Genomic DNA, 22806 nt, shown 5'->3' on the forward strand with positions numbered 1-22806 from the left:
TTTTCCGTATTCGCTCATGAGACTCACCGACTACACCGACTATTCGCTGCGCGTGATGCTGTACCTGGCCGTGCGCGGCGAGGGGCTGGCGACGATCCAGGAGATCTCGGACGCCTACGGCATCTCGAAGAACCATCTGATGAAAGTCGTCCAGCGGCTCGGCGAGCTCGGCTGGGTCGACACCGTTCGCGGCCGCAACGGCGGGCTGCGGCTATTCGCCGATTCGCTGCGATTGACGGTCGGCCAGGTCGTGCGGGCGACCGAGAACGACTTCGCGCTGGTCGGTTGCTTTTCGTCCGACGGCAGCGACTCGCGCGGCTGCGTGATCGAGCCGCAGTGCCGGCTGAAGGGCGTACTGGCGGCCGCGCTCGATGCGTTCTTCGCGGAACTCGATCGTCACACGCTCGGCGAACTGGCCGAGCCCGGCTCGCCGCTCACGGCGCTGCTCGGCATTCGTCCGGTCGCGCTCGTGCGCGCCGCGCCGGCGCCGGACGAAGCGCCGGCGGCTGCCGAGCCGTCGTCGCAGGCCCGCTGACACGCGGGCGCCGCGTATCCCGAGCCCATCCCATCACGCCGCCGGGCCGCTTGCCGGAGATCCGGCAATTTTTGCGCTGAATCAACCCGAATTTCGCTTGAAAGCCGCATAACCATCCTCATCTTGGTGTTAATCGAAAATTGGAGGTCTCAACCAAATGAGAATCGACAAGCTCACCACCAAGTTCCAGGAAGCACTCGCGGACGCGCAAAGCCTCGCGGCAGGCCGCGACAATCAATACATCGAACCCGTTCACGTGCTCGCGGCGCTGGTCGCGCAGCAGGACGGGTCGGCCCGCTCGCTGATGTCGCGCGCGGGCGTTCACGTGCAGGCGCTGCAAGGCGCGCTGAACGAAGCCATTTCGCGCCTGCCGCAAGTGACGGGCACGGGCGGCGACATCCAGATCGGCCGTGAGTTGGCCGGGCTGCTGAATCAGGCCGACAAGGAAGCGCAGAAGCTCAACGACACGTTCATCGCGAGCGAGATGTTCCTGCTCGCCGTGTCCGACGACAGGGGCGACGCGGGCAAGCTCGCGCGTCAGCACGGCCTCACGCGCAAGGCGCTCGAAGCCGCGATCGCCGCGGTGCGCGGCGGCTCGCAGGTGCACAGCCAGGACGCCGAAAGCCAGCGCGAGGCGCTGAAGAAATACACGGTCGACCTGACCGAGCGCGCCCGCGCGGGCAAGCTCGACCCGGTGATCGGCCGCGACGACGAAATCCGCCGCTCGATCCAGATCCTGCAGCGCCGCACGAAGAACAACCCGGTGCTGATCGGCGAGCCGGGCGTGGGCAAGACCGCGATCGTCGAAGGGCTCGCGCAGCGGATCGTCAACGGCGAGGTGCCCGAGACGCTGAAGGGCAAGCGCGTGCTGTCGCTCGACATGGCCGCGCTGCTCGCCGGCGCGAAGTATCGCGGCGAGTTCGAGGAGCGCCTGAAGGCTGTGCTCAACGACATCGCGAAGGACGAAGGCCGGACGATCGTCTTCATCGACGAGATCCACACGATGGTCGGCGCGGGCAAGGCCGAAGGCGCGATGGATGCGGGCAACATGCTGAAGCCGGCGCTGTCGCGCGGCGAGCTGCACTGCATCGGCGCGACCACGCTCGACGAATACCGCAAGTACATCGAGAAGGATGCCGCGCTCGAACGCCGCTTCCAGAAGGTGCTCGTCGACGAGCCGAGCGTCGAGGCGACGATCGCGATCCTGCGCGGGCTGCAGGAGAAGTACGAACTGCACCACGGTGTCGACATCACCGACCCGGCGATCGTCGCCGCGGCCGAGCTGTCGCATCGCTACATCACCGACCGCTTCCTGCCCGACAAGGCCATCGACCTGATCGACGAAGCCGCTTCGAAGATCAAGATGGAAATCGATTCGAAGCCCGAAGAGATGGACAAGCTCGACCGTCGTCTGATCCAGCTGAAGATCGAGCGCGAAGCCGTGAAGAAGGAGCAGGACGAAGCGTCGCAGAAGCGCCTGCAACTGATCGAGGAAGAGATCGACCGCCTTGGCCGCGAATATGCGGACCTGGAAGAGATCTGGACCGCCGAGAAGGCCGCGGTGCAGGGCAGCGCGCAGCTCAAGGAAGAGATCGAGAAGGTGCGGGCGGACATCGCGCGCCTGCAGCGTGAAGGCAAGCTGGAGAAGGTCGCCGAGCTGCAGTACGGCAAGCTGCCGCAACTCGAGTCGCAGCTCAAGCAGGTCACGCAGGCCGAAGAGCAGGAGCAGCACAACCCGACGCGTCCGCGCCTGCTGCGCACACAGGTCGGCGCCGAGGAAATCGCGGAAGTCGTGTCGCGTTCGACGGGCATTCCCGTGTCGCGGATGATGCAGGGCGAACGCGAGAAGCTGCTGCACATCGAGGAAAAGCTGCACGAGCGCGTGGTCGGCCAGGATGAGGCGATCAGCGCGGTGGCCGATGCGATCCGTCGTTCGCGCGCGGGTCTCGCCGATCCGAACCGTCCGTACGGCTCGTTCCTGTTCCTCGGGCCGACGGGTGTCGGCAAGACCGAGCTGTGCAAGGCGCTGGCGTCGTTCCTGTTCGATTCGGAAGAGCATCTGATCCGCATCGACATGAGCGAGTTCATGGAGAAGCACAGCGTCGCGCGGCTGATCGGCGCGCCGCCGGGCTATGTCGGCTACGAGGAAGGCGGCTACCTGACGGAAGCCGTGCGCCGCAAGCCGTACAGCGTGATCCTGCTCGACGAGATCGAGAAGGCGCATCCGGACGTGTTCAACGTGCTGCTGCAGGTGCTCGACGACGGCCGCATGACCGACGGGCAGGGGCGCACGGTCGACTTCAAGAACACGGTGATCGTGATGACGTCGAACCTCGGCTCGCAGGTGATCCAGGCGATGACGGGCGCGCCGCAGGACGAGATCAAGGACGCGGTGTGGCTCGAGGTGAAGCAGCATTTCCGCCCCGAGTTCCTGAACCGGATCGACGACGTCGTCGTGTTCCATGCGCTCGACCGCAGCAACATCGAGTCGATCGCGAAGATCCAGCTCGCCCGCCTGCACGACCGGCTCGCGAAGCTCGACATGGCGCTCGACGTGTCGCCGTCGGCGCTCGAGCAGATCGCGAAGGTCGGCTACGATCCGGTGTTCGGCGCGCGGCCGCTGAAGCGCGCGATCCAGCAGGAGATCGAGAACCCGGTCGCGAAGCTGATCCTCGCCGGCCGCTTCGGTCCGAAGGACGTGATCCCGGTCGACGTCAACGACGGCCAGTTCGTGTTCGACCGCGTCGTGCACTGATCGCCTGCCGTCGGCAGCGTGCCCGGTTCGCACCGGGCGCAAAAACGAACACCCCGCCTCGGCGGGGTGTTTGCTTATGGAGCGGCCGAACGGGCCGCCCGATGGCGGTGGTCAGCCCTGCTTGTTGCCGCCGAACATGCCGGCGAGCTGCGTGAGCGTGCCGAGCACGTTCGACGTGTCGACCTGGCCGCTGGCCGGCACTTCGCCGTTCGGCGTCGCGCCGTTGACGACGTGCGGCAGTACCTGCGCGAGGATCGACGAGGCCTGCGACGGATCGATGCCGACCTTGCTCGCGAGCGCGCCGACGACGTCCGAGCCGAGCACGTTTTGCAGCGTATCCGGCGAGATCGGCTGGTTTTCGCCGGTGCCGACCCACGAACCGATGATCTCGCCGGCGCCGCCGGCCTTGAACTTCTCGATCAGCCCGTTCAGGCCGCCCGGCTGGTTGTTGATGAATTCGAGCGCGGTCGCGATGAGCGCGCTTTGCGAGTTGCCGCCGGCCTGGCCGCCGATGAGACCGCCAACGATGTCGAGGAGACCCATGGTTCTTCACCTTCACTGAAAAGGGCGCCGTGACGACGGCGCCCGTTGAACGAATGCCGCGCGTACGCCGTCGCGCGCGCGGCGCACATCAGGCGCCCGACGCCGCGGCGGCGGAGGCGGCCTTGTCCTTCTTGCTCTTCTTCTTCGAACCCTTTGTCGCCTTCGCGGACGATGCGGCGGCCGGTGCGCTCGCGCCGGCGTCGGCGGATGCCGCGGCAGCCGCTGCGGCCTTTTCCTTCTTCGAGGCGCGCTTGGTCTTGGCCGGCTTGCTCGCCGCTTCCGGTGCGCTCGCCGTCGGCGCGGGCGCCGCGGTCGTCGTGCCGGCCGTCGCGGTCGTGGACGTCGATGCGGTGCCCGCCGACGTCGTGGTCGACGGGGTCGCCGACGTCGTCGCGGCCGGCTTCGACAGCTTCACGCCCTTCGGCGGCGTGGATGCGCCGCCGATCGTCAGGCCGTTTTCCTCGAGATGCCCGACCGACTTCGTGCCGAGGCCCTTCACGCGGTTCGCGAGATCGTCGGCGTCCTTGAACGGGCCGTTCTTGGTGCGTTCGTCGATGATCGCCTTCGACTTCACGGGCCCGAGCCCCTTCACGGATTCGAGCGCGGCCTGGTCGGCCGTGTTGACTTCGACGGCGGCGGCAAGGCCGGCGGCGAGCGACAGCGATAGCGCGACGAACAGCATCAGCAGCTTTTTCAGCATGGCGAGGGCTCCCTGGTTCTGACGGATGAATGGTTGTTGCAACGGACGGCGGCGCGCGAGCCGGCCGAGCGTCGCCGTTAAGCATAGGACAAATGCGTGCCCTTTTTGAGACAGGCTGACCGAATCTTGCTGAAGGCTTGCGGTGCTGTAAAGGCCGAAACCGGTGCCGGGCGCCGATTTTGACCATTCTTTACGGTGTCGCCGCGGTATCGCGGGCGTATCGAGCGTGAATGTCGCGCTGGCCGACAGACAATGCTTGACTTAGAGTGAACTCTAACTCCTAACCTTGTTCCTGCCATGTCGAAAACCGTATCCCAACCCGCCGCCGCCGGTCCGCTGACGATCGGGCAAGTCGCCGAACTGACCGGCGTGTCGACGCACACGTTGCGGTACTACGAGCAGGCCGGGCTGCTGCGCGCGATTTCGCGCACGGCGGCCGGGCACCGGCTCTATGCACCGGCCGACCTCGACTGGCTGGCCTTCGTGATGCGCCTGAAGGCGACCGGCATGCCGATCGCGCAGATGCAGGCGTTCGCGGTGCTGCGCGAGCAGGGCGCGTCGACGTTCGGCGCGCGGCGCGACTTGCTGGTCGCGCATCGCGACGCGGTGCGCGCGCATATCGCGGAGCTGCAGGCGAGCCTCGAGGCGATCGGCGACAAGATCGCGTACTACGAGGCGCAGGAACGGGAAACGGCACGACGGGCGAAACCTTCTCACTCTTTATCGGAACAGGACGGACACGATGGAACGACTCGTTGAGGATCGCTACACGCGCGGCTGGAACAAACTGAAGGAAATCGACGGCGAAGCGGGCGAACGCGTGATCGCGGCGCTGGCGCCGATCGCGCCGGATTTCGGGCGGCTGCTGGTCGAATTCAGCTTCGGTGATATCTACAGCCGGCCGCAGCTCGACCTGAAGGCGCGCGAAATCGCGACGATCGCGGCGCTGGCCGCGCTCGGCAACGCACAGCCGCAACTGAAGGTGCATATCGAGGCCGCGCTGAACGTCGGCTGCACGCGCGACGAGATCGTCGAGGTGTTCATGCAGATGGCCGTGTATGCGGGGATGCCGGCCGCGCTGAACGCGCTGTTCGCCGCGCACGAGGTGTTCACGCGGCGCGACGAAGCGGCCGGCGTGACGGACGACGCGAACGAAGCGGCCGGGCAGCCCGCATGACGCGGCGTGCGCCGGTGCGTCATGCGCGGTGCGGCGCGACGATCCGGTACTTCGCGATGCGCCGGTACAGCGTCGCGCGCGACATGCCGAGCGCCCGGGCGGCCGCGTCGGGCCGCCAGCGATGCGTGGTGAGCGCGGCGACGATGCGGCCGCGTTCGTCGTCGGGCAGCGCGCCGGGCGGCGCGCCGCCGAGTTGCGCGGCGAGGTCGGCCGGCAGGTCGCGCCGCGTCACGCGCGCGGCGTCGCACACCGCGCACGCATAACGCAGCACGTTGCGCAGTTGCCGCACGTTGCCCGGCCATGCATACGCGGCGAGCTGTTCGGCGAGCGTCGCGTCGAGCGTGAGCACGTGGCCGGTCGCCTGCGCTTCCTCGGCGAACACGGCGGCGATCACGTCGCGCACGTCCGCGCGTTCGCGCAGCGGCGGCAGGTCGAATGTCGCGCCGCTCAACCGGTAGTACAGATCTTCGCGGAACGTGCCGTCCGCGACCATTCGCGCGAGATCGCGGTGCGTCGCGCAGATCACGTCGAGATCGACGCGCACCGGCGTATCGCTGCCGAGCGGCACGACCTCGCCGTCGGCCAGCACGCGCAACAGGCGCGTCTGCAGCGCGAGCGGCATGTCGCCGATTTCATCGAGAAACAGCGTGCCGCCGTCGGCGAGTGCGATCTTGCCGCGCGCGCCGTGCTTGCGTGCGCCGGTGAACGCGCCGGCCGCATAGCCGAACAGTTCGCTCTCGATCAGCGCTTCCGGCAGCGCGCCGCAGTTCACGGCGACGAATGGCCGCGCGCGCCGCGCGCCGGCGTCGTGGATCGCGCGGGCGAACACTTCCTTGCCCGCGCCGGTTTCGCCGAGCACGAGGATCGGCAGCCGTTTGCTCGCGACGCGCAGCGCGAGTTCGGCCTGTTGCGCGATGCGTGCATCGCTGCTGTGCAGGAACGGCGTCAGCGCGCCGACGTGACGCGGCGCGGTGCCCGGGCGCCGCGAGGCCGCGCCGGGTTCGCGGCCGGCGCGCCGCAGCGGCGCACGCAGCCGCGCGTAGAGCGGGGCGCCGGTCGCGCGCACGCGCAGCGCGACGATCGTATCGAGCCGCGCGGCGTCGCGCAGCGGCATCTCGGTCGCATCGAAGATCTCGTCGATATGGCGCGGCTCGCGCAGCGCCGGCAGCGCATCGCGCGCCTGCCGGTTCGCGGCGACGATGTTGCCGCATTCGTCGAATGCGATCAGCCACTCGGGCTGCGCCTCGACGTAGTGACGGTTCGGATGCCCGAACAATATCCAGTGCTGCGCGGTGCTGTGCACGAAGTAGCCGTCCTCGATCAGCGCCGCGCTCTGCCGCACGAGCTGATAGACGAGGCGCTGACTGTCGCGGCCGTCGGGCGAATGCACGGCCGACGCGTCGAGCACGCCGATCAGTTCGCCGCCCGGCGAGAAGATCGGCGCCGCGCTGCACGTGAGCGTCGTGAACGCCGCGCGAAAGTGATCGGTCTTGTGCACGGTGATCGGCGCGAGATCGGTCAGCACGCTCGCGACGCCGCACGTGCCTTCCTCGCTTTCGGACCAGCACGAGCCGATGTGCAGCCCCGCATGGCGGAAGTCGTTGCGGCGTTCGCGGTCGATCCGGTAGTCGATGGTCACGCCGTGCGCGTCGGTCAGCATCACGCAGTAGTCGGCGACGCGGATCATGTCGTGCAGCCGCGTCAGGCACTGGCCCGACGCGCGCAGGAAGGCCTCCTCCTTGTCGCGCACTTCGCGCAGCTCCGCCGCGGTCAGCACGCGTGGGCCGATCGACGACGCGGGGTCGAGACGGTAGCGCTCCAGCGACCGTTGCCACGACGACACGAGGCGCGCGGAATCCGCCGGCGCGGGCAGGCGTCCGGCGAGCGCGCCGAGTACACGGTCGGCGTGCTGGGCCTGGGGGACGGCGTAGGGCATGGTCGGCTCCGGTTCCGTACGGCGGGGATGTCGCTGTTCTTGTAGCACATCCGGTTCGGCGAATCACATTGCATCGCAGCACGCGGCGCGCATGAGACGGTCGTCTCACCGGTATCGCGCCGTGTCTCGCGCAGTTGAGACGGCCGCATGCGCACGGCGTGACGGTCGTCCGGCCGCGCGTCGCACGCGCGGCGCCGCGCGAACGCAGGGTTTGCGGGCAGAACGGCGCGCATGCGCGGGCGTCGCGGCGATCGCGTCGCCGTATCGACGACGTGAGACGTCCCAGCGAATTCGCCGCGCGCTGTGTCGTCGCGGTCGCGCATCCCGAACACGTGCAAGCCCGCCGAACCAGTGCGGACGCGGGTTTCGCGGCGATCGCGCGCACGATGGCACGCCGCTTGCAGAGATGACGTGCAAGCCGCCGCGATCGCGTCGGCGACGACGATCCGCCGCCCGTCGATGGCAGCGGACGAAACAGGCGGAGCCGGCGCGCGTATCGATGCGCCGGCTCCGTCGACTGGATGGAGACGAACCCGTGACGACGCCCGTTACCGTCGGCGTGATCGCGAACCCCGCATCGGGGCGCGACATCCGCCGCCTCACGACGCATGCCTCCGTGTTTCCGACGGCGGAGAAGGCGAACATGATCGTGCGCCTGCTGGCCGGTCTCGGCGCGATGGGCGTCGAGCGCGTGCTGACGCTGCGCGACCGCACGGGCATCGCGACGCTGCTGCTGCGCGCGATCGACACGCATCGCGCGGTCGCGCCGAACGAGCGCTGGCCCCAGGTCGAATTCGTCGACTTGCCGATCACCGATAGCGTTGCCGATACGCAGGCGGGCGCGGCCTATCTGCACCGGATGGAAGTGTCGCTGATCGTCGTGCTCGGCGGCGACGGCACCCATCGCGCGGTGGCCGCGCATTGCGGCGCGACGCCGCTCGTCGCGCTGTCCACCGGCACCAACAACGCGTTTCCCGAACATCGCGAGGCGACCGTCGCTGGCGTCGCCGCGGGGCTCGCCGCAACCGGCGCCGTGCCGGCCGAGGTCGCGTTCGTGCGCAACAAGCGGCTCGTCGTGCGCTGCGTCGCGGGCGCGCAGCCGGCGCGCGAGGAGATCGCGCTCGTCGACGTGTGCGCCGCGCGGCAGCGCTTCATCGGCGCGCGCGCGATTTCCGGCTCCGACGACATCGACTCGCTCTACCTGACGTTCGCGGAACCGGACGGCATCGGGCTGTCCGCGCTCGGCGGCGCGTGGGCGCCGCTCGAACGCAGCGCGCCGCACGGGCTCGCGATGCGCTTCGCGCAAGGCGGCAACGCGTCCGGCACGCCGCTCGTCGCGCCGATAGCGCCGGGGCGCGTCGACCGTGTCGTGATGCGCAGCTGCGAGCGGCTGGAACCGGGCACGTGGCACGCGATTCCATTCGAGCACGGCACGCTCGCGTTCGACGGCGAGCGCGAGATCGAGGTCGCGCGCGGCGATCGCTACGAGATTGCGCTCGACTGGCACGGGCCGTTGACGGTCGACGTCGGCCGCACGCTGCGCTACGCGTCGTCTCGGCAACTGCTGCGCGACGCCGGTGCGTGGCACGACTGATACACCGGTTTTACGAAAATTCTTCGCCATCCGTAACGATCATCCAGGAGACATCGCATGACAGCCCCGCTCGAAGGACAGGTCGCTGTCGCCACGGGCGGCGCGCGTGGCATCGGCCGCGGCATCGCGCCGACGCGGGCCGGCGGCTTCACGTTCCACTGACGGCCGCAAGGCCGTGCAATCCGCCGCCACGGCACGGCCGGGGCGGCATTCGCAGTCAGACCTAACCAGGAGACACACATGACCGCTTCGACACAGCTCGGCAGGGACACGCTGCTGGACGCCTATCGGCTGATGCGCACGATCCGCGAATTCGAGGAACGCCTGCACGTCGAATTCGCGACCGGCGAGATTCCCGGCTTCGTTCACCTGTACGCGGGCGAGGAGGCGTCCGCCGTCGGCACGATCCTGCACCTCGGCCTCGACGACTACGTGGCCACCACGCACCGCGGCCACGGCCATTGCATCGCGAAGGGCGTCGACGTGCACGGGATGATGGCCGAGATCTACGGCAAGAAGACGGGCGTCTGCCGCGGCAAGGGCGGCTCGATGCACATCGCCGACCTGTCGATGGGGATGCTCGGCGCGAACGGGATCGTCGGCGCGGGCGGCCCGCTCGTGTGCGGCGCGGCGCTCGCGGCCAAGCACAAGAAGACGGGCGGTGTCGGCGTGTGCTTCTTCGGCGACGGCGCATCGAACCAGGGCGTGATCTTCGAATCGATGAACCTCGCGTCGGTGTGGCGGCTGCCCGCGATCTTCGTCGCCGAAAACAACGGCTACGCGGAAGCGACGTCGTCGAGCTGGTCGGTCGCGACCGACAACATCGCCGATCGTGCGAACGGCTTCGGGATGCCGGGCGTGATCGTCGACGGCTTCGACTTCTTCGCGGTGCACGAGGCGCTCGGCGAGGCCGTCGAGCGCGCGCGCAACGGCGGCGGCCCGACGCTCGTCGAGGTGAAGTTCACGCGTTATTTCGGCCACTTCGAGGGCGACGCGCAAACCTACCGCGCGCCGGGCGAAGTGCAGAAGCTGCGCGACGAGAAGGACTGCCTGAAGCATTTCGAAACGCGCGTCGTGCGCGCCGAAGCGCTGACGACCGCCGACCTGCGCGCGGTGGACGCACAGGTGAAAGCGCTGATCGACGACGCGGTCGCGCAGGCGAAGGCGGCGCCGCTGCCGGATGCCGCCGACCTGCTGGCCGACGTCTACGTGTCGTATCCGTGAGCGCGGGCTGACCCCGCAGCCGGCACGGCGAACCGAACATTCCAGGAGACAGACATGGCAAGGAAGATCACTTATTCGCAGGCGATCAACGAGGCGCTCGCGCAGGAAATGGCGCGCGACGACAGCGTGATCGTGATGGGCGAGGACAACGCGGGCGGCGCGGGCGCGCCGGGCGAGGACGACGCGTGGGGCGGCGTGCTCGGCGTGACGAAGGGGCTGTTCCACAAGTTTCCGGGCCGCGTGCTCGATACGCCGCTGTCGGAGGGCGGCTACATCGGCGCGGCGGTCGGCGCGGCCGCGTGCGGGATGCGGCCCGTCGCGGAACTGATGTTCATCGATTTCATGGGCGTGTGCTTCGACCAGATCTTCAACCAGGCCGCGAAATTCCGCTACATGTTCGGCGGCAAGGCCGTGACGCCGGTCGTGATCCGCGCGATGTACGGCGCGGGCCTGCGCGCGGCCGCGCAGCACTCGCAGATGCTCACGTCGCTGTTCACGCACATTCCCGGGCTGAAGGTCGTGTGCCCCGCGACGCCGTACGACGCGAAGGGGCTCCTGATCCAGGCGATCCGCGACAACGATCCCGTGATCTTCCTCGAACACAAGCTGCTCTATACGCGCGAGGGCGACGTACCGGAGGAATCCTATGCGATTCCGTTCGGCGAGGCGAACGTGCTGCGCGACGGCGACGACGCGACGATCGTCACGTACGGCCGCATGGTGCATCTCGCGATGGACGCGGCCGCGACGCTCGCGAAGGACGGCGTCCAGTGCGACGTGATCGACCTGCGCACGACGTCGCCGCTCGACGAGGAAACGATTCTCGAAAGCGCGGAACGCACGGGGCGCGTGGTCGTCGTCGACGAAGCGAACCCGCGCTGCTCGATCGCGACCGACATCGCCGCGCTCGTCGCGCAGCGTGCGTTCCGTTCGCTGAAGGCGCCGATCGAGCTCGTCACCGCGCCGCACACGCCCGCGCCGTTCGCCGGCGTGCTGGAAGACCTGTATATCCCGTCCGCCGATGCGATCGCGCAGGCGGTACTCAAGACGAGGAGCTGACACGATGTCGATTCACATGATCACGATGCCCAAGTGGGGGCTGTCGATGGAGCAGGGGCAGGTCAACGGCTGGCTGAAGGCGATCGGCGAACGCGTGGCGAAGGGCGACGAGGTGCTCGACGTCGAGACCGACAAGATCTCGTCGGGCGTCGAATGCGCGTTCGACGGCACGCTGCGCCGGCAGGTCGCGCAGGAAGGCGAGACGCTGCCCGTCGGCGCGCTGCTGGGCGTCGTCGCCGCCGCCGATGCGAGCGACGCCGACATCGATGCGGCGATCGCCGACTTCCAGCGCGATTTCGTGCCGAGCGCGGCGTCGGACGAGGCGGCCGGCCCGCAGCCGGAGAAGGCGCAGATCGGCGGACGCACGATCCGCTTCCTGAAGCTCGGCGACGGTTCGCGCACGCCGGCCGTGCTGATCCATGGCTTCGGCGGCGACCTGAACAACTGGCTGTTCAATCATGCGGAGCTCGCCGCGCACCGGCCGGTGTGGGCACTCGATCTGCCCGGCCACGGCGAATCGGGCAAGGCGGTCGAGACCGGCAGCCTCGACGAGCTGGCCGACGCGGTGCTCGCGCTGCTCGATGCACAGCATATCGAGCGCGCGCACCTGATCGGCCATTCGATGGGCGGCGCGGTGGCGATGACGTTGGCCGACAGCGCGCCGGAGCGCGTGGCGTCGCTGACGCTGATCGCGAGCGCCGGGCTCGGTACCGACATCAACCGCGCGTACATCGACGGCTTCGTCGCCGGCAACAGCCGCAACACGTTGAAGCCGCACCTCGGCGCGCTGTTCGCGGACAACGCGCTGGTCACGCGGCAACTGGTCGAGGATCTCGTCAAGTACAAGCGGCTCGAAGGCGTGCAGGGCGCGCTCGAGAAGATCGCGAACGCCGCGTTCGACGGCGCCGCGCAGCGGCGTGTGTTCCGCGACCGGCTCGCGTCGCTGGCGCCGCGCACGCTCGTGATCTGGGGCGAGCGCGACCAGGTGATTCCCGTGCAGCACGCGCAGGGCTTGCCGGACGGCGTGCGCGCCGAGGTGATCGCCGCCGGCGGCCACATGGTGCAGATGGAGGCGGCCGCCGACGTGAACCGCCTGATCGTCGCGTTCCTCGGAGACTGACGATGGCCGCCGCGCTCGAACGACCCAGCCTCACGGCGCTCGGCCAGCCCGGCGCGAGAAGCCGCGACAAGCTCGCGCGCATTCCGGTGCGCGTCGAGCCCGCGGCCGGCGCGGCGCTGCCGAAGCCGCCGTGGCTGCGCGCGCGGCCGATGATGAGCGCGGCGGTGGCCGACATGGCCGCCGTGCTGCGCGAGCATCGGCTGCATTCCGTCTGCGAGGAGGCGATGTGTCCGAACATCGGCGAATGCTTCGCGCAGCGCACCGCGACTTTCATGATCATGGGTGGGCTGTGTACGCGGCGTTGCGCGTTCTGCGATGTCGCGCACGGCCGTCCCGAGCCGCTCGATCCCGCCGAGCCAGCGCGGCTGGCCGACGCGGCGGCGGCGCTCGGGTTGCGCTACGTCGTGATCACGTCGGTCGACCGCGACGATCTGCGCGACGGCGGCGCCGCGCATTTCGCCGCATGCATCGCGGCGGTGCGCGCGAGCGTGCCGGGTATCGGCGTCGAGGTGCTGACGCCCGACTTCCGCGGCCGCGCGGCCCGTGCGCTCGACGCGCTGTCGTCGGCGTGGCCCGACGTGTTCAATCACAACATCGAGACGGTGCCGTCGCTGTACCGGGCGGCGCGGCCGGGCGCCGACTATCGCGGCTCGCTGGAGCTGCTCGCGCAGGCGAAGGCCGCGCGGCCGACGCTCTTGACGAAATCGGGATTGATGCTCGGGCTCGGCGAACGCGACGACGAGGTGCGCGACACGTTGCGCGACCTGCGTGCGCACGAGGTGGACGTGCTGACGCTCGGCCAGTATCTCGCGCCGTCGGCGCACCATTTGCCGGTGCGGCGCTACGTGAGCCCCGACGCGTTCGCCGCGTGGCGCGACGAGGCGCTCGCGCTCGGTTTCAGGGAAGTCGTCGCCGGCCCGCTCGTGCGGTCGTCATATCACGCAGCCGACGTGCTGGAGGATGCGTAGCGCGCCGCGCGTCAGGCCGCGGCGGCGTGCGCGCGACTGATGCGGCGCAGGTACAGCACGAGCCCCGCGCCCGCCAGCATCAGGCTGACCGTGTTCGCGAACCAGAAGCCGCGCGCGCCGGTCAGCCACGCGGGCGCGATGCCGCCGACGTCGAAGCCGAGCACGTAGCCGCCGCTGAGTCCGACGCCCCACAGCGCGACCGCATAGATTACGGTCGGCACGACCGCCACCTTGTACGCGCGCAGCACGAACGCCGACGTGACCTGCAGCGCATCGAACACGTGGTAGCACGCGACGATCGCGACGAGCGGCATCGCGGCCGCGGCGACGGCCGGGTTCGGCGTATACCCGCCGATGATCAGCGGGCGCAGCGCGAACACGAGCACGCCGTAGGCGGCCGCGATCGCGCAGGCGAACATCACGCTGTGCCGGCCGAGCAGCCGGGCTTCTTCCGGACGTCCGGCGCCGAGCGCGCGCGCGACCAGCGTCGACGAAGCCACGCCGATCGACAGCGGCGTCATGTACAGCACCGCGCCGATGTTGCCGGCGATCTGATGGCCGGCGAGCGTCGTCGTGCCGAACTGCGCGATGAACAGCGCCATGCAGGTGTACGATGTGACCTCGATCAGGTACGACAGGCCCATCGGCACGCCGAGCTTCAGGATGGCCTTCTGCCGTTCCCACACGGGCCAGCAGAAGCGCGAGAAGATCGCGAGCGGCGCGAACACGTCGAGCTTCGCGAGCAGCGTGTAGCCGATCAGCGCGAGCGCCCAGTTGATCAGCGTGCTCGCGAGCCCGCAGCCGGGGCCGCCGAGCGCCGGTACGCCGAAGCCGCCGAAGATGAACCACACGTTCAGCGGAAACTTGAGCAGCAGCGCGCCGATCTGCAGGATCATCGCGAGCCGCGGCTTGCCGGCCGCGTTGGTCAGCGCGTTGTAGATGCGGAACACGAGGCTGGCGGGCAGCCCGTACGACAGGATGCGCAGGTAGTCGACGGTGCGCTCGTGCAGCGCGGCGGGGGCGTGCGCGACACGCAGCAGCGGTTCGGGAAAATGCAGCAGCAGGAAGCCCGGAATCGCGAGCAGCAGCGCAAGCCACAGGGCCTGGCGCACTTCCTCGCCGATCTCGGCATAGCGGCGCGCGCCGTACAGTTGCCCGGTGATCGGCTGCAACGCGGACAGGATGCCCGTCAGCCCGATATAGATCGATACGTAGATCGACGAGCCGAGCCCGAGCGCGGCGAGATCGACGGCCGAGTAGCGGCCGACCATCGCGGTGTCGATCACGCCGAACGCGATGATCGCGAGCTGGCCGACCAGCACCGGCCACGCGAGACCGACGATCCGGCGGATGTCGCCGAACATCGTCAATCGGCCGCCTGGCGGCGCGGCGGACGCCGCTTGACGGGTGTCTTCGGCCGTTCGATGCGCTCGTACAGGCGGAAGCGCTCGTCGCGGTCGGCGACGCGGCGGCCTTCCCAGACGAGACGCCATACGTATTGCGACATCGCGCTCGGCTCGCCGAAGTCGGAGCGGTCCTGACGCAGGATCACGTCGCAGTCGCCGGAGAAATCGAAGTGCATGTTGCCGAAGTAGGCGAAGGTCGCGATCTGCGCGTCGCCGAGCCGCACCGGCGAGATGCACTCGTAGTCGGACGGCAGGTGCACGGCGATCTGTTGCGCGACGTCGCGATAGGTCCGGCCGTAGTTGACGATCGGCAGCCACAGCGTCATCAGCAGCACCCACATCAGCGTGGTGCCCGCGCTCGACAGCACGACGCTGCGCCACAGCACCTTCGGCTGTCGCGACACGCGCCAGCGCGCGAGGAAGCACCAGCACACGGTGACGATCACCGCGCAGATGAACGACAGGATCTTGAAATGCGGCTCGTAGCCGGGCACGAGGCGCGCGAGGTTGCGCGCGAGCGGATGCGGGAAGCCGGTGAGCGACGCGAGCCACACGAGCCACACGAAGGTGCCGAGGATCGTGAAGCTCAGCACCGCGAACCAGTCGATCGCGTTGATCGCGCCGCGCTTGAGGGTCGGCAGCGCGAACGTCGCGAGCACCGCGAGCGGCGGCAGCAGCAGCATGTACATGCGGTTCGACTGCTGGCTTTGCAGGATCACGAGCGCGACGAGCGGCACGGCGACCGACAGCGGAATCGCGATGTGCGCACGGCGACGCATGCCGGCCCAGCTCCACCACGCCCAGATCGCGAGCGGCCACGCGGGCCACGTAAACAGCGGCAGGTTCTTCGCCGCATAGCCGAGCACGGCCGTCGGCGGGCCCGAAAAGCGCATCAGGCTGCCGTGGATCCACTGGTTGAAGAACCATGCGGCGTCGTCGGGCGCCGCGACGAACGCGGCGAGCGGCCACAGCGCGAAGATCGCGGCCGCGAGCGGCAGGCCGACCAGCGGCAGGCGCAGATTGCGCATTTCGGGTGTGACGAGCCACAGCGCGGCCGTGCCCGCGAGCAGCGCGACGACCAGCACCGGGTTGCCGGACAGCGCGACGAGCCCCATCGCGAGGCCCCACCACAGTGCGCCCTGCAGCGGCTTGTCGATGCCGCGCACGATCCCGTACACGAGCATCGCGATCCACGCGAACTGTGCGAGCTGCGGCGTCGTTTCGTGCCCGCGTTCCGCGAGGCCGAAGCAGGCGACGAGCACCAGCAGCGCGCCATCCGCGAGCGTGCGGCCGTAGTCGCGCGGCTCGGGTTCGCCGCCGAATGCATATTTGAACGGTTGAACTTCGGCGCGCCGGCCGAGCAGGTAGGCCGCGTACCAGACGAACGCGCACGCGATGCAGAACAGCACGCCGGTATCGACGCGCGACGCGTTGCTCGCATCGACCCACGGATCGAGACCGCGGATCGACAGCGCGCCGAGCCAGTAGCCGAGCGGCCCGTCGGTCGTGATGAACTTGCCGACCAGGTTCGGCAGCAGCCAGTCGTGCCAGCCGCCCTTGGCCATCGTCCACATCACGCCGAAGCCCGCCGCGTCCTCGTTTTTCCACGGGTCGCGGCCGAACAGGCCGAACGCCGCGTAGACGAGGCAGAGCGTGAGCAGCAGCCAGCGCGGCAGCGCGCGCGTGGCGGAGGCGGTGAGACGGACGACAGGCTTCATGCAGATGAGCGATTTGTTATGGGCGGGCGGCCGGCGCGATCGCACGCGGCCGAGCCGGTTTCGAGCATCCGGCATTGTAGTCGCGCCCGCTGTTGTGCGTCAGGTCGTTTCCCGGGCGCCGGCCGGCGCGTGCCGGGCGAGCAGAGACAAAAAAGGGCAGCCTGGGCTGCCCTTTCGTGCGGTACCGGGTGCGTTGCCGCCGCCGGATCGGTGCAAAGCTTACTTTGCAGCAGCCTTGCCGTTGGCGCGTGCGCCGAACTTGTTCTTGAACTTCTCGACACGGCCTGCCGTGTCCATGATCTTTTGCTGACCCGTGTAGAACGAGTGCGATTCCGACGACACTTCGATCTTGGCGAGCGGGTAGGTCTTGCCGTCGAGTTCGATGTTTTCACGCGTCTGGATCGTCGAGCGCGTGATGAACTTGAAGCCGTTCGACATGTCTTGGAAGACGACTTCGCGGTAATTCGGGTGGATGCCTTCTTTCATGGTCTTTCCTTGGTGAGAGCGGTAGCCAACCCGCCGCTTGCCGTGCCGGGGGTACGCCAATTTGCGTATCACCAGACGACGCCAAGCCCGGCGCGAGCCACTTGCCTAAGGTCGAAAAACGGCGATTATGCCAGAAAATCAGACGGTTGACGAATAATTTTCACGGTGTGTCGAGCGCGCCGGTGCCGGCCGGATCCTGCCGGTAGTAGCGCGCGAGCAGCCGGTACAGCTCCGGAAATTCGGACTCGAACGCTTTCGGCCGAACGAACAGCGCCTCGCTGCACACCGCGAAGAATTCCGACGGGTGGTCGGCCGCATAGGGATCGATCAGCGAATCCCGCTCGAAGCGCGCCCATGCGCGATCCGGCACCGCGTCGACGCGCGCGCAGAACTGGTCGTACGCATGTTCGAACACGTCGGCCCACGTCTGCGCGTCGAGGTGCGGCGCATGCCAGCGGCGAAAAAGGGGCGGATAACCGTCGGCCGCGCCGTTGACCATGTCGATCTTGTGAGCGAACTCATGGATCACGACGTTGTACGCGTCCCGGCCGTCCGTCATCTGCGCGTCTTCCCACGACAGGATCACGGGGCCGCCTTCCCATGCTTCGCCGCTCGCGTCCTGCTCGACTTCGTGGACGACGCCGTCCTCGTCCTGCACGGTCTTGCGGATCACGAATTCGCCCGGATACACGACGACGCCGACCCAGCCGTCGTACAGCGACAGGTCGAGATTCAGCACGGGCAGGCAGGCCTGCGCGGCGATCGCGACGATCATCGCGTCGGTCAGCTCGAGCCCGTGCGCGGTCGAAAACGACTTTTTCGCGACGAACAGGCTCGTCAGCTCGCGCAGCCGGCCGAGCGCGTCGGGCGGCAGGGCGCCGAGGAACGGCAGGCGCTCGACGGTTTCGTGCCACAGCGCGTCGGGAATCGGATGGCTGCGCAGCGCGCGGTCGCGGCGGCGGTCGTCGAACCAGCGGGTCAGTTTCGAGAGCATGGAGGCGGCGGACGAAAATCCAAAGCCTGTCTTTTAACTCAATCGATCTGTTTTTGCCATGCCGCGAAGAGGCCGCCGACGAGCGCGACGCCCGCGAGGAAGTAAAAGCCGTCGAGCGACGCGAGGAACGACGCCTGTTGCGCGACCATTCCCGCGATCGACGCGATCGCGAGGCCGTGCGCGTCGTTCAGCGCGTGGCCGGCGGCCGCATAGCTGCGCGTCAGCGCGTCGGCGGTCTGCTGGAACAGCGGATCGAACACGTTCGCGCGCTCGACGAGCCGCGTCCGATGCATGGCCAGCCGGTGCTGCTCGACGATGATCACCGACGACGTCGCGAACGAGATCGTCAGTTGCCGCACGATGTTCTTCACCCGGTAGCCATGCGTATATTCGTCGATCGCGAAGATCCGGAACGTGAGGTTGGCCACCGGCAGCACGATGAACAGCAGCAGCAACCCGCGCAGCAGCAGCGGGACGACCAGCGCCGCTTCGCCGACCTGCGGCGTCATCCGCGTCATCCACAGCGCGGCCGTGACGGCGATCGCGAATCCCGGCACGACGAACCACTTCTTGTGCGTGACGAATTTCGCGTAGCGCAGGTAGGCGAACAGCGCGATGGCCGAGAGCAGCGACATCGTGCCGACCAGGCGCCCGGCATTCTCGACCGGATAGCCGAGGCCGCTCTCGAGCAACCGTGCCGTCAGGTAGCTGAAGCCCGTCGTCTCGTAGTAATAGAACATGTAGAGCAACAGCCCGACCTGGAACGTCCGCTCGCGAAACGCATGCAGCCGCACGAGCGGCGTCGGGTGATGCCACTGGTGATACGCGAACCACGCGAGCGCGCCGAGCCCGGCAAACGTCAGCAGAATCAGCATCGGCGAGCCGCTGTAGAGCTGGTAATGCACCTGCTGCAGCACGATCTGCAGCGCGCCTTGCGCGAGCGCGAACACGACGTATGGCCAGAAATGTCCGGAGCCGCGCTCGTCGTCCGGCGTGCGGCCCGAATCGGGCAGCGTGAGCAACGCGAGGATCGCGAGCGCGATGCCGGCCGGCGCCGTGCACGCGAACAGTGCGCGCCACGTCGAATGCGCGACCAGCAGCCCGCCGACGATCGGCGCGAGCGCGCTGCCGAGCAGGATCATGATCAGGAACGCGCGCGTCGCGGGCGGCCGTGCCTGCGGCTTGAAGCTGATCTGGATCAGGATCCGGCACGCGCCCATCATCGGGCCGATGCAATAGCCCTGAAAGCCGCGCGCGAACGCCAGCTCCAGCGACGTGTCGGCGAGCGCCGCCGCGATCGCGCCGAACGAGAACATCAGCATGCAGCCCGCGACGTAGCGGCGATGGCCGAGCCGGTCGACCCACCATTGCTGCTGCAGGATGCCGAGCACGGCCGCGACCGCGTACGCGCTCGACGACCACACGAGTTCGTCCGGCGATGCGTTGATGCCGCCCGCGATGTAGCTCGCGAAGAACGAGAAGACGGCGTTGTCGAAGTAGTCGATGCCGGTGACGAGCGCGAGCGCCCATGGAAACAGGTCCGCGCGCAGGTTCGCGCGGCTCCACGGCGCCCGGCCCGGCACCGCGTTCATTCGCGATCCTTGCGGGCGCGCCGTGTGCCGGCCTCGGCCCGCCGCTGCGCGATCAGCGCATCGGCGTTCTCGCCGGCGAGACGCCGCTCGACGTAATCGATGTCGTGCTGCAATTCCTTGCGCAGCGTGACGGCTTCCTTCAGTTCGCGCTGGACGGCCGCGATGCGCCGGTCGAGCGTGTCGATCTGTTCGGCGAGGCCGGCGCGGATGTCGCGCAGCGATGCGTCCGAATAGCGGCGCCGGCCGTCGCCCGTTTCTTCCAGCGGGCGCTTCAGCATTTCGGTGATGCCGTGCAGCGAGAAGCCGAGCGCGCGCAATCGCAGGATGCGCGCGAAGCGCTCGAGGTCGGCTTCGTCGTAGAGGCGGTAGCGGCCTTCGCTGCGCGACGGCGTGACGAGCCCGCGCTCTTCGTAGTATTTCAGCGTGCGCGGCGTCACGCCGAGCCGCGACGCGGCGTCGCTGACGGTCAATAGCGGGGCGGAGGCGTCGTTCGGCATCGGGTGGAGGGATTGGGCGGGATAATGACGCGATTATAGGTCAACCTGTACGTTCACGTTCAGGTTGGGATCGAAAAACGGCCGCCGGGCAGGGTGCACGGGCGGCCGTGTTGCGGAGCGGGAGGGCGATCAGCCGCCGCGGCGCATCAGGTCGAAGAACTCGGAATTGCTCTTCGTCTGGCGGATCTTGTCGAGCAGGAATTCCATCGCCTCGACTTCGTCCATGTCGTGAATGAACTTGCGCAGCACCCAGATCTTCTGAAGGATCTCGGGCTTGATCAGCATTTCCTCGCGACGCGTGCCCGACTTGTTCAAGTTGATCGACGGGTACACGCGCTTTTCCGCGAGACGGCGCTCGAGGTGCACTTCCATGTTGCCGGTGCCCTTGAACTCTTCGTAGATCACGTCGTCCATGCGGCTGCCGGTTTCGATCAGCGCGGTGCCGATGATCGTCAGCGAGCCGCCTTCCTCGATGTTGCGCGCCGCGCCGAAGAAGCGCTTCGGACGCTGCAGCGCGTTCGCGTCGACACCGCCCGTCAGCACCTTGCCCGACGCCGGGATCACGGTGTTGTACGCACGCGCGAGACGCGTGATCGAGTCGAGCAGAATCACGACGTCGTGCTTCATTTCGACGAGGCGCTTGGCCTTCTCGATCACCATTTCGGCAACCTGGACGTGGCGCGTGGCCGGTTCGTCGAACGTCGACGCGATCACTTCGCCGGCGACCGAGCGTTGCATTTCGGTCACTTCTTCCGGACGCTCGTCGATCAGCAGCACGAACAGGATCACGTCCGGGTGGTTCTGCTTGATCGCGTGCGCGATGTGCTGGAGCATCACGGTCTTGCCCGACTTCGGCGACGCGACGAGCAGGCCGCGCTGGCCCTTGCCGATCGGCGCGATCATGTCGATGATGCGGCCCGTGACGTTTTCCTCGCCGCGCATTTCGCGTTCGAGCGACAGCGGCTTGTTCGGGTGCAGCGGCGTGAGGTTCTCGAACATGATCTTGTGTTTCGAGGCCTCGGGCGGCTGCCCGTTGACTTTGTCGACCTTCACCAGCGCGAAGTAGCGCTCGCCGTCCTTCGGCGTGCGGACTTCACCTTCGATGGTGTCGCCGGTATGCAGGTTGAAGCGGCGGATCTGCGACGGGCTGATGTAGATGTCGTCGGTGCTCGCGAGGTACGACATTTCCGGCGAGCGCAGGAAGCCGAAGCCGTCCGGCAGCACTTCGAGCGTACCGTCGCCGAAGATCGTCTCTCCCGTCTTGGCGCGCTTTTTGAGAATGGCGAACATCAGCTCCTGCTTGCGCAGGCGGTTCGCGTTTTCGATCTCCAGGCCGTTGGCCATTTCGATCAGTTCGGAGACGTGCAGAGACTTGAGCTCGGATAAATGCATACGGAGAACCCGCCAGGGAGGAGATGCGACGAAAGAAAATAAGGGAGGAGGGCGAGCGGAAGCGCTCAGAGACTTAAATGCGTCTTGTCGACGTTTTTTAATTCTAGCATAGGCCGATTCGCGCTTGAGCGAGCGATCGGCGGCTTGACGGCGGACGTGTTGCCGACTGACAACACGTCCGCGGACCTGCCGATATTACAGGTGGCTGTCCAGGAATGCGGTGAGTTGCGACTTCGACAGCGCGCCGACCTTCTGCGCGGCGGCCGCGCCGTTCTTGAACAGGATCAGCGTCGGGATGCCGCGCACGCCGAATTTCGCGGGCGTGGCCTGGTTGTCGTCGACGTTGATCTTCGCGATCTGCAGCTTGTCGCCGTAGTCCTTCGCGACTTCGTCGAGGATCGGGGCGATCATCTTGCACGGGCCGCACCACTCGGCCCAGAAATCGACGAGCACGGGCTTGTCGGACTTGACGACGTCCTGTTCGAACGATGCGTCGCTGATGTGTTTGATCTGTTCGCTCATTGGGTCAATACCTCTTACGGTTCGGGGACTGCCTGCTTGCGCGTTGCAGCGTACCGGCCTGCGCAAGGCTGCCGGCCGCTGCGGCAGGGCACTCCGCCTTCCGGGAAGGAGGGACGTAAGCGCTGCATGCCGCGGCTCGCGGGTCGTTCGGGCGTCATATTAGCCTAAATTGCTATCTGCTGCGGGCGGCGATAGTAGCCGCTACGCGAGTAGGGGTACGACGCGACGTTCGACCGTTGTGCGACGCAGATGGAGGCCGGCCCGCCAATTACAAGGGGCGGGCAGCGTGCGGCGCGTGCGCATGGACGACGCGCCGGTTTGCCCGGCGAGATTCGCATTGATGCGAACAAACGGTCGCATTCGTCCGGAAGCGGTGATAGAATATGCCGTGACGGGCCTCCTCGCATGGTGGGGCGGTGAACCTGGTCAGGTCGGGAACGAAGCAGCCACAATCGTTTTCTGCCAGTGCCGAGGGTTGGGCTCGTCACCTTCCTTCTCGCCCCGTTCGCAGGGCGTTTTTTATTTCTGCGTCACATTCCGTTCGACCTGCGCCTTGCCCGTGTTCCGCCCCGTTTCACGTGTCGGCGC

Annotated in this window: 20 protein-coding genes, 1 other RNA gene and 1 pseudogene; 11 read left to right on the forward strand and 11 right to left on the reverse strand. The window is 67.9% G+C overall.

Going from position 1 to position 22806, the window contains the following annotated elements; all coding sequences use genetic code 11:
- The first annotated feature begins 16 nt into the window (after positions 1–16).
- The gene (locus AC3IFE_RS24335; protein WP_489192502.1) at positions 17–535 is read left to right on the forward strand and encodes an Rrf2 family transcriptional regulator; all 519 of its coding nucleotides are present in this window, start codon (positions 17–19) and stop codon (positions 533–535) included.
- A 157-nt stretch (positions 536–692) separates the two neighbouring features.
- The gene (gene clpB / locus AC3IFE_RS24340; protein ID WP_089467599.1) at positions 693–3290 is read left to right on the forward strand and encodes an ATP-dependent chaperone ClpB; all 2598 of its coding nucleotides are present in this window, start codon (positions 693–695) and stop codon (positions 3288–3290) included.
- Positions 3291–3401: 111 nt separating this feature from the next.
- Here the strand turns inward: clpB and AC3IFE_RS24345 are convergent, their stop codons facing one another.
- Together AC3IFE_RS24345 and AC3IFE_RS24350 are read right to left on the reverse strand one after the other, a co-directional pair.
- The gene (locus tag AC3IFE_RS24345; RefSeq protein ID WP_301738993.1) at positions 3402–3833 is read right to left on the reverse strand and encodes a YidB family protein; all 432 of its coding nucleotides are present in this window, start codon (positions 3831–3833) and stop codon (positions 3402–3404) included.
- Positions 3834–3921: 88 nt separating this feature from the next.
- Entirely contained in the window at positions 3922–4533 is a 612-nt protein-coding gene (locus AC3IFE_RS24350) for a ComEA family DNA-binding protein (RefSeq protein ID WP_489192504.1), read from the reverse strand.
- Positions 4534–4830: 297 nt separating this feature from the next.
- Here AC3IFE_RS24350 and AC3IFE_RS24355 point away from each other — a divergent pair, with 297 nt between their 5' ends.
- Positions 4831–5292, forward strand: a complete 462-nt coding sequence (locus AC3IFE_RS24355) for a MerR family transcriptional regulator (RefSeq protein WP_489192506.1) — start codon at positions 4831–4833, stop codon at positions 5290–5292.
- The gene (locus AC3IFE_RS24360; protein WP_489192508.1) at positions 5276–5710 is read left to right on the forward strand and encodes a carboxymuconolactone decarboxylase family protein; all 435 of its coding nucleotides are present in this window, start codon (positions 5276–5278) and stop codon (positions 5708–5710) included. The genes AC3IFE_RS24355 and AC3IFE_RS24360 overlap by 17 nt, the downstream gene beginning before the upstream one ends.
- 19 nt (positions 5711–5729) lie before the next feature.
- On the opposite strand, the gene AC3IFE_RS24365 is transcribed toward AC3IFE_RS24360, so the two are convergent.
- Positions 5730–7646: a sigma-54-dependent Fis family transcriptional regulator gene (locus AC3IFE_RS24365; protein WP_489192510.1), complete on the reverse strand. Its 1917-nt coding sequence runs from the start codon at positions 7644–7646 to the stop codon at positions 5730–5732.
- A gap of 535 nt (positions 7647–8181) precedes the next feature.
- On the opposite strand from AC3IFE_RS24365, the gene AC3IFE_RS24370 reads away from it, so the two are divergent.
- From AC3IFE_RS24370 to lipA, 6 genes and pseudogenes are all read left to right on the forward strand, one after another.
- The gene (locus AC3IFE_RS24370) at positions 8182–9240 is read left to right on the forward strand and encodes an ATP-NAD kinase family protein (RefSeq protein ID WP_489192512.1); all 1059 of its coding nucleotides are present in this window, start codon (positions 8182–8184) and stop codon (positions 9238–9240) included.
- 57 nt (positions 9241–9297) lie between these two features.
- A pseudogene (locus tag AC3IFE_RS24375) lies at positions 9298–9384 on the forward strand (SDR family NAD(P)-dependent oxidoreductase); the annotation flags it as partial.
- Positions 9385–9480: 96 nt separating this feature from the next.
- Complete coding sequence (locus AC3IFE_RS24380; protein ID WP_089467591.1) at positions 9481–10464, forward strand: thiamine pyrophosphate-dependent dehydrogenase E1 component subunit alpha; 984 nt, start codon at positions 9481–9483, stop codon at positions 10462–10464.
- Between the two features lie 54 nt (positions 10465–10518).
- Positions 10519–11523, forward strand: coding sequence for an alpha-ketoacid dehydrogenase subunit beta (locus AC3IFE_RS24385; protein WP_089467590.1), 1005 nt, complete (start codon positions 10519–10521; stop codon positions 11521–11523).
- Positions 11524–11527: 4 nt separating this feature from the next.
- Positions 11528–12643 carry an acetoin dehydrogenase dihydrolipoyllysine-residue acetyltransferase subunit gene (locus AC3IFE_RS24390; protein WP_489192515.1) on the forward strand — a complete coding sequence of 372 codons (1116 nt, stop codon included), beginning with the start codon at positions 11528–11530 and terminating at the stop codon, positions 12641–12643.
- Between the two features lie 2 nt (positions 12644–12645).
- On the forward strand, positions 12646–13611 hold the full coding sequence (lipA, locus tag AC3IFE_RS24395) for a lipoyl synthase (protein WP_489192516.1): 966 nt from the start codon (positions 12646–12648) through the stop codon (positions 13609–13611).
- 11 nt (positions 13612–13622) lie between these two features.
- Here the strand turns inward: lipA and AC3IFE_RS24400 are convergent, their stop codons facing one another.
- The 8 genes from AC3IFE_RS24400 to trxA form a co-directional block, all read right to left on the reverse strand.
- Complete coding sequence (locus AC3IFE_RS24400; RefSeq protein ID WP_301738986.1) at positions 13623–14975, reverse strand: MATE family efflux transporter; 1353 nt, start codon at positions 14973–14975, stop codon at positions 13623–13625.
- Between the two features lie 2 nt (positions 14976–14977).
- Positions 14978–16810 (reverse strand): ArnT family glycosyltransferase, encoded by a 1833-nt coding sequence (locus tag AC3IFE_RS24405; RefSeq protein ID WP_489192518.1) that lies wholly within the window; start codon positions 16808–16810, stop codon positions 14978–14980.
- Positions 16811–16954: 144 nt separating this feature from the next.
- Positions 16955–17221, reverse strand: coding sequence for a type B 50S ribosomal protein L31 (locus AC3IFE_RS24410; RefSeq protein WP_050013208.1), 267 nt, complete (start codon positions 17219–17221; stop codon positions 16955–16957).
- A 160-nt stretch (positions 17222–17381) separates the two neighbouring features.
- Positions 17382–18215, reverse strand: coding sequence for a M90 family metallopeptidase (locus AC3IFE_RS24415; RefSeq protein WP_489192521.1), 834 nt, complete (start codon positions 18213–18215; stop codon positions 17382–17384).
- A gap of 38 nt (positions 18216–18253) precedes the next feature.
- Positions 18254–19807 (reverse strand): MFS transporter, encoded by a 1554-nt coding sequence (locus AC3IFE_RS24420; RefSeq protein WP_489192522.1) that lies wholly within the window; start codon positions 19805–19807, stop codon positions 18254–18256.
- Complete coding sequence (locus tag AC3IFE_RS24425; RefSeq protein ID WP_089467583.1) at positions 19804–20304, reverse strand: MerR family transcriptional regulator; 501 nt, start codon at positions 20302–20304, stop codon at positions 19804–19806. Before AC3IFE_RS24425 ends, AC3IFE_RS24420 begins: the two co-directional genes overlap by 4 nt.
- Positions 20305–20433: 129 nt before the next feature.
- Positions 20434–21696 carry a transcription termination factor Rho gene (gene rho, locus AC3IFE_RS24430; RefSeq protein ID WP_006478662.1) on the reverse strand — a complete coding sequence of 421 codons (1263 nt, stop codon included), beginning with the start codon at positions 21694–21696 and terminating at the stop codon, positions 20434–20436.
- A 195-nt stretch (positions 21697–21891) separates the two neighbouring features.
- Positions 21892–22218, reverse strand: coding sequence for a thioredoxin TrxA (gene trxA / locus AC3IFE_RS24435; protein WP_006402348.1), 327 nt, complete (start codon positions 22216–22218; stop codon positions 21892–21894).
- Between the two features lie 390 nt (positions 22219–22608).
- Here trxA and ffs point away from each other — a divergent pair.
- Positions 22609–22707: signal recognition particle sRNA small type (ffs, locus tag AC3IFE_RS24440), an RNA gene on the forward strand.
- Positions 22708–22806 lie beyond the last annotated feature (99 nt).

It is taken from the genome of Burkholderia sp. APQ4-4ca, assembly GCF_057837105.1.

Bases quoted from the DNA above. Each gene is read 5' to 3' on its own strand.
- AC3IFE_RS24335 (WP_489192502.1), top strand. From the start codon at position 17: ATGAGACTCACCGACTACACCGACTATTCGCTGCGCGTGATGCTGTAC.
- clpB (WP_089467599.1), top strand. From the start codon at position 693: ATGAGAATCGACAAGCTCACCACCAAGTTCCAGGAAGCACTCGCGGAC.
- AC3IFE_RS24345 (WP_301738993.1), bottom strand. From the start codon at position 3,833: ATGGGTCTCCTCGACATCGTTGGCGGTCTCATCGGCGGCCAGGCCGGC.
- AC3IFE_RS24350 (WP_489192504.1), bottom strand. From the start codon at position 4,533: ATGCTGAAAAAGCTGCTGATGCTGTTCGTCGCGCTATCGCTGTCGCTC.
- AC3IFE_RS24355 (WP_489192506.1), top strand. From the start codon at position 4,831: ATGTCGAAAACCGTATCCCAACCCGCCGCCGCCGGTCCGCTGACGATC.
- AC3IFE_RS24360 (WP_489192508.1), top strand. From the start codon at position 5,276: ATGGAACGACTCGTTGAGGATCGCTACACGCGCGGCTGGAACAAACTG.
- AC3IFE_RS24365 (WP_489192510.1), bottom strand. From the start codon at position 7,646: ATGCCCTACGCCGTCCCCCAGGCCCAGCACGCCGACCGTGTACTCGGC.
- AC3IFE_RS24380 (WP_089467591.1), top strand. From the start codon at position 9,481: ATGACCGCTTCGACACAGCTCGGCAGGGACACGCTGCTGGACGCCTAT.
- AC3IFE_RS24385 (WP_089467590.1), top strand. From the start codon at position 10,519: ATGGCAAGGAAGATCACTTATTCGCAGGCGATCAACGAGGCGCTCGCG.
- AC3IFE_RS24390 (WP_489192515.1), top strand. From the start codon at position 11,528: ATGTCGATTCACATGATCACGATGCCCAAGTGGGGGCTGTCGATGGAG.
- lipA (WP_489192516.1), top strand. From the start codon at position 12,646: ATGGCCGCCGCGCTCGAACGACCCAGCCTCACGGCGCTCGGCCAGCCC.
- AC3IFE_RS24400 (WP_301738986.1), bottom strand. From the start codon at position 14,975: ATGTTCGGCGACATCCGCCGGATCGTCGGTCTCGCGTGGCCGGTGCTG.
- AC3IFE_RS24405 (WP_489192518.1), bottom strand. From the start codon at position 16,810: ATGCCGGATGCTCGAAACCGGCTCGGCCGCGTGCGATCGCGCCGGCCG.
- AC3IFE_RS24410 (WP_050013208.1), bottom strand. From the start codon at position 17,221: ATGAAAGAAGGCATCCACCCGAATTACCGCGAAGTCGTCTTCCAAGAC.
- AC3IFE_RS24415 (WP_489192521.1), bottom strand. From the start codon at position 18,215: ATGCTCTCGAAACTGACCCGCTGGTTCGACGACCGCCGCCGCGACCGC.
- AC3IFE_RS24420 (WP_489192522.1), bottom strand. From the start codon at position 19,807: ATGAACGCGGTGCCGGGCCGGGCGCCGTGGAGCCGCGCGAACCTGCGC.
- AC3IFE_RS24425 (WP_089467583.1), bottom strand. From the start codon at position 20,304: ATGCCGAACGACGCCTCCGCCCCGCTATTGACCGTCAGCGACGCCGCG.
- rho (WP_006478662.1), bottom strand. From the start codon at position 21,696: ATGCATTTATCCGAGCTCAAGTCTCTGCACGTCTCCGAACTGATCGAA.
- trxA (WP_006402348.1), bottom strand. From the start codon at position 22,218: ATGAGCGAACAGATCAAACACATCAGCGACGCATCGTTCGAACAGGAC.